Origin of the sequence: Pseudomonas sp. PDM22, assembly GCF_014851965.1 — a bacterium.
Classification (GTDB): domain Bacteria; phylum Pseudomonadota; class Gammaproteobacteria; order Pseudomonadales; family Pseudomonadaceae; genus Pseudomonas.
Window position 1 is genome coordinate 435875 of record NZ_JACVAR010000006.1, and the last position, 14010, is coordinate 449884.

Below are 14010 nucleotides of genomic sequence, written 5' to 3' on the forward strand. Positions count from 1 at the left end.
GTACCCCGTCGGCGCATCGCTGTCATCGGAATCGAAAAGATGTCGTCTGCGGTTGAGTTCGCCGTGCTCAGCGGCATTGAGGCGGGGTCAGGGCCTGCCTCATCGCGACTATCTATTCGGCGTGACTCGAAAACAGGCTCTGGAGCAACCCGGGAGCGACTGTCGGGCGACAGCGTTGTGATGCAGGGTTGGCGGCAGCTGCACCACGTCTTCGGCGTCACCCGGGGCGGTGACGAACTCGGGCAAGACGTTGCTGCCTTCGTGGTTTTGGCCCTTCGCTTCACCCGACGCCGTATCGTCGACCTTGGGCGACGCTTTCAGGCCTGCGTGGGGAGAAAAGAGAGTCAGAGCTACCTTTTCCATGGGCATCTGTTTCCTTCCTTATGAAATCTGTCACCTCCAAATCTTAAAATTCACCCCACTGGCGTGGCTGTCAGACGAAGCTTTTCAGCGGCGTGGACGCTTCCTGCACCGACGTACTAAAACACCCCCGACCCTCAGAAGAAGAATCTCTGAATTCCGCCCCCCAGGTAGAAAGGCAGGTACACCAGGCCGCCGAGAAGCGGGATCGCACCCCGCGAGCAAAAACACAGGACCAAAAAAAACGCCGTTTCCCTCACGGGAAACGGCGTTTTTTGAGAAGACGGAGTCAGGGCCGTCGTCGACAGCCCATACCGATCACTTCTTGGCGTCGTCGAATTTCTCGATCTTCGCCTGATCCTGCAGGTAGCGACGGAACGCGGAGAAATCGTCCTGGCCGCTACGCGAAGCGAGGAAGCGCTGGTACATCGCTTTCTCCTGCTCGGTCGGCTTGGCATCCGGCTCACTTACACCGCTGAGCTTGACCAGCACGAAGTCGCCGTTCTGCAGCGCGACACCGCCCAGGCTGGGCTTGCCGGCGCCTTCCGGACGAGCCATGCGGAACACACTCTGCAGCACGACCGGATCGACGCCTTCCTGACCGCGGGCAGCGGCTTCCACGACTTTCCAGTCCTGGCCTTCCTGGGCCTGGGTCAACGGGATCTTGCCGTCGCGCAGACCAGCCAGCAGCGCTTCACCACGAGCCTTGGCATCGGTGGCAGCGTGCTCGACCTGCAGGCGCTTGAGGATATCGGCACTCACCTGTTCCAGGGTTTCCTGCTCAGGTTTGTGGTGCTCTTTCACGCGCAGCACGACCACGGTGTCGGGGTCCAGCTCGATGGCGCCGCTGTTGGCACCCTCTTCCAGCACTTCGGGACTGAAAGCGGTCTGGATGACCTGGCGGTTGGCGGTCACGCCCTCACCACCTTCCTTGCCGAACGGCTTGCTGCTCTGCACCTTCAGGCCCATATCCTGAGCCGGCTGGCCCAGATCGGAGGCTTCGTAGGCAGAGCTTTCCAGTTGCTTGGTCGCATCGACGAAGCGCTGTTCGACCAGTTGGGTCTTGGCTTCGTGCTCCAGCTTGGCCTTCAGGCTGTCGAAGGTCGGAACCTCCGGCGCTTCAACGCCCAGCAGCTTGATCAGGTGCCAGCCGTAGGAGGTCTTCACCGGAGCAGAGACTTCGCCCTTCTTCAGCGCATACAGCGACTCTTCGAAGGCCGGGTCATACACGCCACGACCGGCGAAGCCGAGGTCACCACCGTTGGCGGCGGAGCCGGTGTCGTTGGACAGTTCCTTGGCCAGCTTGGCGAAGTCTTCACCCTTGTCCAGGCGTGCCTTGATCTCGTTGATCTTGGCCTTGGCCTGCTGGTCGTTCTGCTTGTCGTTCACCTCGATCAGGATGTGCGCGGCGTCGCGCTGCTCGGCCAGACCGGCGATTTCCTTCTGATAGAGGGCATCGAGGTCTTCTTTCTTCACCTCGACCTGGTCGAAGAAGGCGGACTTCTTCAGCTCGACGTAGTCGATGGTGACCTGTTCGGGTGTCATGAACTCGGTGCTGTGGGCGTCGTAGTACGCCTTGATCTCACTGTCCTCGACCTTGCTCTTGGCCGGGTCGGCCTTCAGGGTCAGGGTGGCGAAGTCGCGGGTCTGCTTCTCCAGGCGGGCGAAGGCATTCAGCTCGTCGTCGGTGACGAAGCCAGTACCGGCGATACCGGCGCGTAGCTGACCAATGAGCATTTCCTCGCCGAACATGCGACGGAACTGCATGCGGTCATAGCCCATCTGGCGGATGACCTGGTCGAAGCGCTCGGCGCTGAACTTGCCGTCCACCTGGAATTCCGGGGTCGACAGGATCAACTGATCCAGCGCCTGCTGGGAAAAGGCGAACTTGTCGTTCTGGGCGGCCTGCAGAATCAGCTTGCGCTCGATGAGCGACTTCAGCGCGGAGTCCTTGAGCAGCTTGTCGTCAAGCATGGACGAATCGAAGTCCTTGCCCAGACGCTGCATCAACTGGCGACGCTGCATGTCCGCAGCCTGCTGCAGCTCCGGCAGACCGATGTCTTCACCGTTGACCTGAGCAGCGACGTTCTCGTGGTGGGTTGCGCGAATGATCTGATCGAACCCGGTCAAAGCCATGAGGACAACGATCACGCCCAGGATGGTCTTGGTGATCCAGCCTTGGGAATTGTCCCTGATGTTTTGCAGCATGCGGCCCCCGACGCGGCCACGGCTCACCGTCAATGGCGGCGCGGCGTGGAAAAAAGGCGGATATAAGAAAGGCGCATCCGAGGATGCGCCTTCTCGTAACTGGTGGAGCTTGCGGGCATTGAGCCCGTGACCCCTGATGATTCCAACCGACCTACGCCAGCCGGGTCATCGCTCCGTGACCGGCCCAACCGAGGTTGAACCGGTCCAGGTCAAGTCCAAAAAGACGCTTAGTTGACAGCGTCCTTGAGGGCTTTACCGGCCTTGAAGCCCGGGATCTTAGCAGCAGCGATCTTGATCGGCTTGCCGGTTTGCGGGTTGCGACCGGTGCGAGCAGCGCGCTCTTTGACAGCGAAGGTGCCGAAGCCTACCAGTACGACGGAGTCACCAGCCTTCAGGGCGCCAGTTACGGACTCGATCACCGCGTCCAGAGCGCGACCGGCAACAGCTTTCGGGATATCAGCAGATGCGGCGATAGCATCGATCAGTTCCGACTTGTTCACTCTAAGTCCCCTTATTTCTGTTGAGTATGTTTCTATGTGTTAGGTGTAAGCAAAAGCAGGTGCTGGTTTGCCAACTGACAAAGCAAGTGCCGCTTTATAACAAGGGCTCAAAAACAGTGTCAAGAAAGCCCCCCAACTAATGCGTGCTGATTCGCTCCTTGGAATCAGACTCGCGCTTCTCATCCTTTGCAACCATCTCGGGAGCCGCATCGGGCAAGGGCTCCGGGGCGTATTGCAGCGCAATTTGCAGGACCTCGTCAATCCATTTAACCGGTTTAATAACGAGATCGGCCTTAATATTATCCGGAATTTCCCTAAGGTCCCGTACGTTTTCCTCGGGAATGATCACCGTCTTGATTCCACCACGGTGCGCAGCCAGAAGTTTTTCCTTCAGGCCGCCAATCGCCAGCACCTGCCCCCGAAGGGTGATCTCGCCGGTCATGGCAACGTCCGCGCGGACCGGGATCTGGGTGATCGCCGAAACCAGTGCGGTGCACATGCCGATGCCCGCGCTAGGGCCGTCCTTGGGCGTGGCGCCTTCCGGCACGTGGATGTGGATATCGTGCTTTTCATGGAAGTCCGGGGCGATGCCCAGGCTCTTCGAACGACTACGAACCACGGTCAGCGCGGCGGTAATGGACTCCGCCATGACGTCGCCCAGCGAGCCGGTCTTGGTCAATGCGCCCTTGCCGGGAACCATGGCCGATTCGATGGTCAGCAATTCGCCGCCCACCTGGGTCCAGGCCAGGCCAGTAACCTGGCCGATCTGGTCCTGCTGCTCGGCCAGGCCGTAGCGGAACTTGCGCACACCCAGGTAGTTCTCCAGCGAATCCGGAGTCACCACGGCTTCGATGCGCTTGGCCTTGCCGCCGTCCTTGACGGCCTTGCGGCAGACCTTGGCGATCTGGCGCTCAAGGCTGCGGACACCGGCCTCGCGGGTGTAATAGCGGATGATGTCACGGGTAGCCGCTTCCTCGAAGACCACCTCGCCCTTCTTGAGACCATTGGCCGCAGTCTGTTTCGGCACAAGATATTTCGAGGCGATGTTGATCTTCTCGTCCTCGGTGTAACCCGGCAGGCGGATGACTTCCATGCGGTCCAGCAAGGCTGCCGGGATGTTCATGGAGTTCGCCGTGCAGAGGAACATCACATCGGAGAGGTCGTAGTCGACTTCGAGGTAGTGGTCGTTGAAGTTGTGGTTCTGCTCCGGATCGAGCACTTCGAGCAGCGCCGACGCGGGGTCGCCGCGCATGTCGCTGCCCATCTTGTCGATCTCGTCGAGCAGGAACAGCGGGTTGCGCACGCCCACCTTGGTCATTTTCTGAATCAGACGACCGGGCATGGAACCGATGTAGGTGCGACGGTGACCGCGAATCTCGGCCTCGTCACGCACGCCCCCCAGGGCCATGCGCACGAACTTGCGGTTGGTCGCGCGGGCGATGGACTCGGCCAGCGAGGTCTTGCCCACGCCGGGCGGGCCGACCAGGCAGAGCACCGGGCCCTTGAGCTTCTTCACGCGCTTCTGGACGGCGAGATACTCGAGGATGCGCTCCTTGACCTCTTCCAGGCCATAGTGGTCCGCGTCGAGGATATCCTCGGCCTTGTCCAGGTCGTGGCGCACCTTGCTTTCGGCCTTCCACGGCACATTCACCAGCCAGTCGATGTAGGAACGCACCACGGTCGCCTCGGCGGACATCGGCGACATCTGCTTGAGCTTGTTCAGCTCGGCAGTGGCCTTGGCCAGGGCCTCCTTGGTCAGGCCGGCGGCGTCGATGCGCTTCTTCAGCTCCTCGACTTCGTTGTGGCCTTCGTCGATGTCACCCAGTTCTTTCTGGATGGCCTTCATCTGCTCGTTGAGGTAGTACTCGCGCTGGCTGCGCTCCATCTGCTTCTTCACGCGACCACGAATGCGCTTCTCGACCTGCAGCAGGTCGATCTCGGCATCCAGCATGGCCAGCACGTGCTCGACGCGGGCGGAGAGCTCGGTGATCTCGAGGATTTCCTGCTTCTGTTCGATCTTCAGCGCCATGTGGGCAGCCATGGTGTCTACAAGACGGCCCGGCTCATCGATGCTATTGAGCGAAGACAGGACTTCGGCCGGGACTTTCTTGCCCAGCTGCACGTACTGCTCGAACTGGCTGAGCAGGCTGCGGGTAAAGACTTCGGATTCGCGCTCGCCGACGGTGGCCTCGTCAATGATCGAAACTTCCGCGCGGCAGTAGGCTTCCTCGTCGATGAAGCGCTCTACCTGGCCGCGCTGCTCGCCTTCGACCAGCACCTTGACGGTGCCATCGGGCAGTTTCAGCAGTTGCAGGACGGTGGCTACGGTGCCCATGCGGTACAGGCCGTCAGCGCCCGGATCGTCGTCGGCCGGATTCTTCTGCGCCAGCAACAGGATCTGCTTGTCACTGGTCATGGCGGCCTCGAGGGCCTCGATGGATTTCTCTCGTCCCACGAAAAGCGGGATGACCATGTGCGGATACACCACTACGTCACGCAGGGGGAGCAGGGGCAACTCGACGAGTGTTTTCATGATATTCGGCTCTACAGCGGCACTTGGCCAAAACGATGGGATTGGACCCTTCGGCCTAAGATGGGGTTAGGACTGGGAAAAAACAAGCGCGGTAGATGGGAAGAAAAAAGGGGCCCTAGGGCCCCTTCTGGTTTCAGGCGTCAGGTGCAGCCTTGGCCGGCTGCTCGCTGTTCTCGTAGATCAGCAGCGGCTGGGAGGAGCCCTCGATGACGCTTTCGTCGATCACCACCTTGCTGACATCGTTCTGCGAGGGGATCTCGTACATGGTATCGAGCAGGATGCCTTCGAGGATCGAACGCAGGCCACGGGCGCCGGTCTTGCGCTCCAGCGCGCGACGGGCGACAGCCTTGAGCGCGTCCGGGCGGAACTCGAGGTCCACGCCTTCCATTTCGAAGAGCTTGGCATACTGCTTGGTCAGCGCGTTCTTCGGCTCGGTCAGAATCTGCATCAGCGCAGGCTCGTCCAGCTCGTCGAGGGTCGCGATGATCGGCAGACGGCCGACGAACTCGGGGATCAGGCCGAACTTCACCAGATCTTCCGGCTCGACCTCACGCAGCGCTTCGCCAACCTTCTTGCCCGCTTCCTGGCTGCGAACCTCGGCATTGAAGCCGATGCCACCCTTGGTGGAACGGTTCTGGATGACCTTTTCCAGGCCAGCGAACGCGCCACCGCAGATGAACAGGATGTTGCGGGTGTCGACCTGCAGGAATTCCTGCTGCGGGTGCTTGCGGCCGCCCTGGGGCGGTACGGAAGCCACGGTGCCTTCGATCAGCTTCAGCAGAGCCTGCTGAACGCCTTCGCCGGACACGTCGCGGGTGATCGACGGGTTGTCGGATTTGCGCGAGATCTTGTCGATTTCGTCGATGTAGACGATGCCCATCTGGGCCTTCTCGACGTCGTAATCACACTTCTGCAGCAGCTTCTGGATGATGTTCTCGACGTCCTCGCCCACGTAGCCAGCCTCGGTGAGGGTGGTGGCATCGGCGATGGTGAAGGGAACATTGAGCAGACGCGCCAGGGTCTCGGCGAGCAGGGTTTTGCCCGAGCCGGTCGGCCCGATCAGCAGGATGTTGCTCTTGCCGAGTTCGACGTCGTCCTTGCGCTCACGCTGGTTCAGGCGCTTGTAGTGGTTGTACACCGCTACTGCCAGGGTTTTCTTGGCACGTTCCTGGCCGATCACGTACTGATCGAGGATGGTGCGAATCTCTTTCGGCGCCGGAAGCTTGTGCGCACTGCTCTCCGCCTGTGCTTCCTGCACCTCCTCACGGATGATGTCATTGCACAGGTCGACGCACTCGTCGCAGATAAAGACCGAGGGGCCGGCAATCAACTTGCGCACTTCGTGCTGGCTCTTGCCGCAGAAGGAGCAATACAGCAGCTTGCCGTTGTCCTCGCCGTTGCGGGTGTCAGTCATTCGATCGTTCCAATCGGGGATATACGTGAAGGACAAGATGAAGGCATTCGCAGGCATTTTCAAGCCCGCGAGCGGCCGGATTACCGGCCGCGGTACAGCGGAGAGACTCAGCTGGCGGAAGGACGCTGAGTGAAGACCTGATCGATCAGACCGTACTTGACAGCCTCGTCGCCGCTCATGAAGCGGTCACGGTCGGTATCGCGGGCGATGACGTCCAGCGGCTGGCCGGTGTGGTGTGCCAGCACCTGGTTCAGGCGCTCCTTGATGAAGAGGATTTCCTTGGCGTGGATCTCGATGTCCGAGGCCTGGCCCTGGAAGCCGCCCAGCGGCTGGTGGATCATCATGCGCGAATGCGGCAGGCAGTAGCGCTTGCCTGCGGCGCCGCCGGCCAGCAGCAGGGCACCCATGCTGCACGCCTGGCCCACGCAGATGGTGGACACGTCGGGCTTGATGAACTGCATGGTGTCGTAGATCGACATGCCAGCGGTGACGGAACCACCCGGGGAGTTGATGTAGAGGTGGATGTCCTTGTCCGGATTCTCGGCTTCGAGGAACAGCAACTGGGCAACCACGAGGTTGGCCATGTAGTCCTCGACCTGGCCGACCAGGAAGATGATCCGCTCCTTCAGCAGGCGCGAATAGATGTCGTAGGAACGCTCACCGCGGGCGGACTGCTCCACCACCATCGGCACCAGACCACCAGCGGCCTGAATGTTCGGAACTTGCGGCATATAAGGATTATGCATGTCCGACGATCACTCCCTAATAAAAAGTCATGTCTCTATAGACGCACAAGCCAGCCCGAAGGCTGGCTTGTGACAATCGAACGAAGAAGCGCTGGATCAGGCCGCTTGCGGAGCTTCTGCAGGCTTGACCGCGTCTTCGTAGGATACCTGCTTGTCGGTCACATTGGCCTTCTGCAGGACAGTATCTACAACTTGTTCTTCCAGTACAACCGAACGAACTTCGTTCAGTTGCTGGTCGTTCTTGTAGTACCAGGAAACAACTTGTTCCGGCTCCTGATAAGCGGAAGCCATTTCTTCGATCATTTCGCGAACGCGGGCTTCGTCAGCCTTCAGCTCGTGCTGCTTGACCAGCTCGGCAACGATCAGACCCAGTACGACGCGGCGCTTGGCCTGCTCTTCGAACAGCTCGGCCGGCAGTTGGTCGGGCTTGATGTTGCCACCGAACTGCTGGACAGCCTGGACGCGCAGACGACTGACTTCGTTGCCGATCAGGGCTTTCGGAACTTCGATCGGGTTGGTCTCGACCAGACCTTCCATCACCTGGTTCTTCACCTTGGACTTGATGGCCTGACGCAGTTCACGCTCCATGTTCTTGCGAACTTCGGTGCGGAAGCCTTCCAGGGTGCTTTCCTTCACGCCGAACAGAGCGAAGAACTCTTCGTTCAGTTCCGGCAGTTTCGGCTCGGCGACGCTGTTGACGGTAGCGGTGAACTCGGCGGCTTTGCCGGCCAGGTCCAGGTTCTGGTAGTCCTCGGGGAAGGTCACGTTCAGAACACGCTCTTCACCAGCCTTGGCGCCGACCAGGCCTTCTTCGAAGCCCGGGATCATGCGGCCGGAGCCCAGCACCAGCAGGGTGCCCTTGGCGGAACCACCAGCGAAGGCTTCGCCGTCGATCTTGCCAACGAAGTCGATGTTCACCTGGTCGTCGTTCTGAGCGGCGCGGTCAACAGCTTCGAAGCGGGTGTTCTGCTTGCGCAGGATTTCCAGCATGTTGTCGAGATCGGCGTCAGCCACATCGGCCTGCAGGCGCTCGACCTTGATGCCGTCGAAACCGGCAACCTGGAACTCGGGGAAGACTTCGAAGGTAGCGATGTACTCGAGGCCCTTCTCTTTCTCGAACACTTTCGGCTCGACGGAAGGAGCACCGGCCGGGTTCAGCTTCTGCTCGACCACGGCTTCGTAGAAGGTTTCCTGGATCAGGTCACCAAGGGCTTCCTGACGAGCGGCGGCTTCGTAGCGCTGACGGATCACGCTCATCGGCACCTTGCCGGGACGGAAGCCAGGAACCTTGGCGCGACGAGCGGTCTGCTGCAGACGCTTGTTGACTTCGGTCTCGATGCGCTCGGCCGGCACGCCAACGGTCATGCGGCGCTCAAGAGCGGAGGTGCTTTCAACGGAAACTTGCATGGATATTCCTCGTGGCACAGACGTAAGCCGGTCCTTCCGGCTCCCAGAATCAAGGGCAAGCATTCTAGTAGCTAGAAATGCAGAAGTCACCCTGAGCGGAAGCTGCGGAAATTCACGGATGCGAGAGCTTATGGAAAGAAGATGGTGCGGACGGAGAGACTCGAACTCTCACAGCTTGCGCCACCGGAACCTAAATCCGGCGTGTCTACCAATTTCACCACGTCCGCAGGGTACCGCAGAAACGAAAACGCCAGGCTCTGGGCCTGGCGCTTCGGAATATGGGGTGGACGATGGGAATCGAACCCACGACACCAGGAGCCACAATCCTGTGCTCTACCAACTGAGCTACGCCCACCATATTACATTTGCTTGTACCGAACGCCACTTGGCGCACCCGGCAGGACTCGAACCTGCGACCATCCGCTTAGAAGGCGGATGCTCTATCCAGCTGAGCTACGGGCGCTTTAGTGGCGGCAACCCTTGCTAAGCAGACTCAGTGGAAACCACCGAATCGGTTGGCACCGCCTCTTTCGTGTTTCAGGCTGTGCTCGGCAAGCGGGGCGCATGTTATCGATGAGGCCATACCCCGTCAACAACTTTTTTAAAAAAAGTTCAAAGAGATAAAGGAGTTACGCCAAATCAGGGGCTCCCGCCTTTGCCTTATGGAGGCAGCATGCGAAAATGCGCGCCTTCTTTTCACCCGCCTTAATGGTTATCCCCCCGACATGACTGCAAAACTGATCGACGGCAAAGCGATCGCCGCCAGCCTCCGCCAGCAGATTGGCCAACGCGTCAATGAACGCCGCCAGCAAGGACTGCGCATCCCCGGCCTGGCTGTGATCCTGGTCGGTAGCGACCCCGCCTCTCAGGTCTATGTCGCGCACAAGCGCAAGGACTGTGAAGAGGTTGGCTTCCTCTCCCAGGCGTACGACCTCCCCGCCAGCACCACCCAGGAAGAGCTGCTGGCACTGATCGACCGCCTGAACGCCGACCCGGCCATCGACGGCATCCTCGTCCAGCTCCCCCTCCCCGCCCACCTCGACGCCTCCCAGCTGCTGGAACGCATCAGCCCGGACAAGGACGTGGACGGCTTCCACCCCTTCAACATCGGCCGCCTGGCCCAGCGCATCCCACTGCTGCGCCCCTGCACCCCGAAAGGCATCATGACGCTGCTGCAGAGCACCGGCGTCGATCTGTACGGCATGGACGCAGTGGTAGTGGGTGCATCGAACATCGTCGGCCGCCCCATGGCGCTGGAGCTGCTGCTGGGCGGCTGCACCGTCACCGTGACCCACCGCTTCACCCGCGACCTGGCCGAGCACGTACGCCGCGCCGACCTGGTGGTCGTGGCCGCCGGCAAGCCGGGCCTGGTCAAGGGTGAGTGGATCAAGGAAGGCGCCATCGTCATCGACGTGGGCATCAACCGCCAGGAAGACGGCAAGCTGGTGGGCGACGTGGAATACGACGTCGCCGCCGAGCGCGCCAGCTGGATCACCCCGGTTCCGGGCGGTGTCGGCCCGATGACCCGCGCCTGCCTGCTGGAAAACACCCTGTACGCCGCCGAACACCTGCACACCTGACAGGTTTTCGACGAGCAAGAAAAAGGCCGCTGATCAGCGGCCTTTTTCATTTCCGGGGAGCTGTTACTCGGCAAGGCGCCAGGTAGTGCCGCCCTTGCCGTCTTCCAGCACTACGCCCAGAGCGGTCAGCTCGTCGCGGATACGGTCGGATTCGGCCCAGTTCTTCGCCGCACGGGCATCCAGACGAGCCTGGATCAGTGCCTCGACCTGCTCCGCGTCGACCTTGCCGGCTGCGCCGGCCTGGAGGAACTCGTCGGCATCCAGTTGCAGAACACCCAGCAGAGCCCCCAGCTCACGCACGCGTGCCGCCAGTGCAGCCGCAGCCGCCGGATCGCTCTCGCGCAGGCGGTTGACCTCACGGACCATCTCGAACAGCACGGCAACCGCTTCCGGCGTACCGAAGTCGTCGTCCATCGCGGCGCCGAAGCGCTCGACGAACTCCTCGCCACCCGCCGCAGCCACCTGCGGCAGACCACGCAGCGCGGTGTAGAAACGCTCCAGCGCGCCCTTGGCTTCCTTCAGGTTGTCTTCGGAGTAGTTGATCGGGCTGCGGTAGTGGCTGGAGACCAGCAGGAAGCGCACGACTTCCGGGTGGTATTTCTCCAGCACCTCGCGGATGGTGAAGAAGTTGCCCAGGGACTTGGACATCTTCTCGCCGTCCACGCGCACCGCTCCGGCGTGCATCCAGCTGGCCGCATAGAGTTTGCCGGTGGCCGCCTCGCTCTGGGCGATCTCGTTCTCGTGGTGCGGGAACACCAGGTCCGGGCCGCCGCCGTGGATGTCGAAGGTCTCGCCCAGGCAGCAGGTGGACATTACCGAGCACTCGATGTGCCAGCCCGGACGCCCGGCGCCCCAGGGCGACTCCCAGCTCGGCTCGCCCGGCTTGGCGCCCTTCCAGAGCACGAAGTCCAGCGGGTCTTCCTTGGATTCGTCGACCTCGATCCGCGCACCGATGCGCAGGTCCTCGATCTTCTTGCGCGACAGCTTGCCGTAGCCGGCGAACTTGCCGACCCGGTAGTAGACGTCGCCATTACCCGGCGCGTAGGCGTAACCCTTGTCGATCAGGGTCTGGATCATCTCGTGCATGCCGGCGATGTGACCGGTGGCGCGCGGCTCGATGTCCGGACGCAGGACCGACAGGCGCGCCTCGTCTTCATGCATCGCGGCGATCATGCGGGCGGTCAGGTCTTCGAACGATTCACCGTTCTCCTGGGCGCGGCGGATGATCTTGTCGTCGATGTCGGTGATGTTGCGCACATAGGTCAGGTCATAGCCGCGATGGCGCAGCCAGCGGGCAATGACGTCGAACGCCACCATCACGCGGGCATGGCCGATGTGGCAGAAGTCGTACACGGTCATGCCGCACACGTACATGCGCACCTGGTTGCCCACCAGCGGCTTGAAGCTGTCCTTGGTCTTGGACAGCGTGCTGTATATCTGCAAGTCAGCCATCCGTTACTGCCCCCAGGAGTCGCGCAGGGTCACGGTACGGTTGAATACCAGGGCATCAGCCCTGGAATCCTTGGCATCCGCGCAGAAGTAGCCTTCGCGCTCGAACTGGAAACGATCCTCGGCAGTGGCGCTGGCCAGCGACGGCTCGGCGCGGCAACCCTTGAGCACCACCAGGGAGTCGGGGTTGATGTTGTCGAGGAAGCTGCCGCCCTGCTCTCCACCGTTCTCGGGGGATTTCTCCGGGTTGGCGGAGCGGAACAGGCGGTCGTACAGGCGCACTTCGCACTCGACGCTCTCGGCGGCCGGCACCCAGTGGATCACGCCCTTGACCTTGCGGCCTTCCGGGTTCTTGCCCAGGGTGTTCTCGTCGTAGCTGCAGCGCAGTTCGACGATGTTGCCGGCGGCGTCCTTGATGGCTTCGTCGGCGCGGATCACGTAGCTGCCGCGCAGGCGCACTTCGCCACCCGGGATCAGGCGCTTGTAGCCGGCCGGCGGGACTTCCTCGAAGTCACTGGCGTCGATGTAGATCTCGCGGCTGAACGGCAGCACGCGCACGCCCATGTCCTGTTTCGGATGGCGCGGCAGCTCGAGGTTCTCGACCTGGCCTTCCGGATAGTTGGTGATGACCACTTTCAGCGGCTTGAGCACGCACATGGCGCGGCCAGCGTTGGCATCCAGATCGTCACGGATGGCGAATTCCAGCATGCCGATGTCCACCACGCCGCCGGCGCGGTTCACGCCGATCATGTCGCAGAAGGTGCGAATCGACGCCGGGGTATAGCCGCGGCGGCGGTAGCCGGAGAGAGTCGACATGCGCGGGTCGTCCCAGCCATGCACGTGGTTTTCATCGACCAGTTGCTTGAGCTTGCGCTTGCTGGTGATGGTGTAGTTCAGGTTCAGGCGCGCGAATTCATACTGGCGCGGCTGGGCCGGGACCGGCAGGTTGGCCAGGAACCACTCGTACAGCGGGCGGTGATCCTCGAACTCCAGGGTGCAGATGGAGTGGGTAATACCCTCGATGGCGTCCGACTGACCGTGGGTGAAGTCGTAGCTGGGGTAGATGCACCACTTGTCGCCGGTCTGGTGGTGATGGGCGTGGCGGATGCGGTAGAGGATCGGGTCGCGCAGGTTGATGTTCGGCGAGGCCATGTCGATCTTCGCGCGCAGCGAGCGGGCGCCGTCCGGGAACTCGCCGGCTTTCATGCGGGCGAACAGGTCCAGGTTCTCTTCCACCGAGCGCTCGCGGAACGGGCTGTTCTTGCCCGGCTCGGTCAGCGAACCACGGTACGCGCGCATTTCCTCGGCGTTCAGGTCGCAGACGAAAGCCTTGCCGGCCTTGATCAGGTCTACCGCCCAGTCATGCAGCTGGTCGAAGTAGTTGGAGGCGTAGCGCACCTGCCCGGCCCAGTCGAAGCCCAGCCATTTCACATCGGCCTCGATGGCATCGATGTACTCCTGGTCTTCCTTCGCCGGGTTGGTGTCGTCGAAGCGCAGGTGGCAGTCACCGCCGAACTCCTTGGCCAGGCCGAAGTTCAGACAGATGGACTTGGCGTGACCGATATGCAGGTAGCCGTTGGGCTCCGGCGGGAAGCGGGTGACGATTTTCTGGTGCTTGCCACTTTCCAGGTCGGCCGCAACGATCGGGCGCAGGAAGTTGGCGGCAACAGTGGCTTCTTTCGTATCGGCGGTAGGCTTGCTCATGGTGTCCTTGATCATGCTGGTGTTCGGCCAGGGTAGGCCAGCCAAACCAAAGCGCTTATCATAGCCGAAGCTGTCAACCCCCTGACAGGCCTTCGATTTTTCCAAAGAG

At 61.5% G+C, this 14010-nt stretch carries 9 protein-coding genes and 3 tRNA genes; 1 reads left to right on the forward strand and 11 read right to left on the reverse strand.

What is annotated here, in order from left to right; translation table 11 throughout:
* Positions 1-678 precede the first annotated feature (678 nt).
* From IB255_RS22540 to IB255_RS22580, 9 genes are all read right to left on the reverse strand, one after another.
* Positions 679-2568, reverse strand: coding sequence for a SurA N-terminal domain-containing protein (locus IB255_RS22540; protein WP_081516475.1), 1890 nt, complete (start codon positions 2566-2568; stop codon positions 679-681).
* A 227-nt stretch (positions 2569-2795) separates the two neighbouring features.
* A complete protein-coding gene (hupB, locus tag IB255_RS22545) occupies positions 2796-3068 on the reverse strand; it encodes a nucleoid-associated protein HU-beta (RefSeq protein WP_003087931.1) in 273 nt (90 codons plus the stop codon).
* A 136-nt stretch (positions 3069-3204) separates the two neighbouring features.
* Positions 3205-5601, reverse strand: coding sequence for an endopeptidase La (lon, locus tag IB255_RS22550; RefSeq protein ID WP_081516474.1), 2397 nt, complete (start codon positions 5599-5601; stop codon positions 3205-3207).
* 133 nt (positions 5602-5734) lie between these two features.
* Entirely contained in the window at positions 5735-7015 is a 1281-nt protein-coding gene (clpX, locus tag IB255_RS22555; RefSeq protein WP_017519553.1) for an ATP-dependent Clp protease ATP-binding subunit ClpX, read from the reverse strand.
* A 107-nt stretch (positions 7016-7122) separates the two neighbouring features.
* Entirely contained in the window at positions 7123-7761 is a 639-nt protein-coding gene (clpP, locus tag IB255_RS22560) for an ATP-dependent Clp endopeptidase proteolytic subunit ClpP (protein ID WP_081516473.1), read from the reverse strand.
* A gap of 96 nt (positions 7762-7857) precedes the next feature.
* Positions 7858-9168 carry a trigger factor gene (gene tig / locus IB255_RS22565; protein WP_081516472.1) on the reverse strand — a complete coding sequence of 437 codons (1311 nt, stop codon included), beginning with the start codon at positions 9166-9168 and terminating at the stop codon, positions 7858-7860.
* A gap of 142 nt (positions 9169-9310) precedes the next feature.
* Positions 9311-9395 (reverse strand) — tRNA-Leu (locus IB255_RS22570).
* A 52-nt stretch (positions 9396-9447) separates the two neighbouring features.
* A tRNA-His gene (locus tag IB255_RS22575) sits at positions 9448-9523 on the reverse strand.
* 31 nt (positions 9524-9554) lie between these two features.
* Positions 9555-9631 (reverse strand) — tRNA-Arg (locus tag IB255_RS22580).
* Between the two features lie 262 nt (positions 9632-9893).
* Between IB255_RS22580 and folD the strand changes: the two genes are divergently transcribed.
* The gene (folD, locus tag IB255_RS22585) at positions 9894-10748 is read left to right on the forward strand and encodes a bifunctional methylenetetrahydrofolate dehydrogenase/methenyltetrahydrofolate cyclohydrolase FolD (RefSeq protein ID WP_081516471.1); all 855 of its coding nucleotides are present in this window, start codon (positions 9894-9896) and stop codon (positions 10746-10748) included.
* A gap of 63 nt (positions 10749-10811) precedes the next feature.
* Here folD and cysS read toward each other — a convergent pair whose 3' ends face one another.
* Both cysS and IB255_RS22595 read right to left on the reverse strand, forming a co-directional pair.
* On the reverse strand, positions 10812-12200 hold the full coding sequence (gene cysS, locus IB255_RS22590; RefSeq protein ID WP_081516470.1) for a cysteine--tRNA ligase: 1389 nt from the start codon (positions 12198-12200) through the stop codon (positions 10812-10814).
* Positions 12201-12203: 3 nt separating this feature from the next.
* Positions 12204-13901 (reverse strand): glutamine--tRNA ligase/YqeY domain fusion protein, encoded by a 1698-nt coding sequence (locus IB255_RS22595; protein WP_081517051.1) that lies wholly within the window; start codon positions 13899-13901, stop codon positions 12204-12206.
* Positions 13902-14010: the final 109 nt, after the last annotated feature.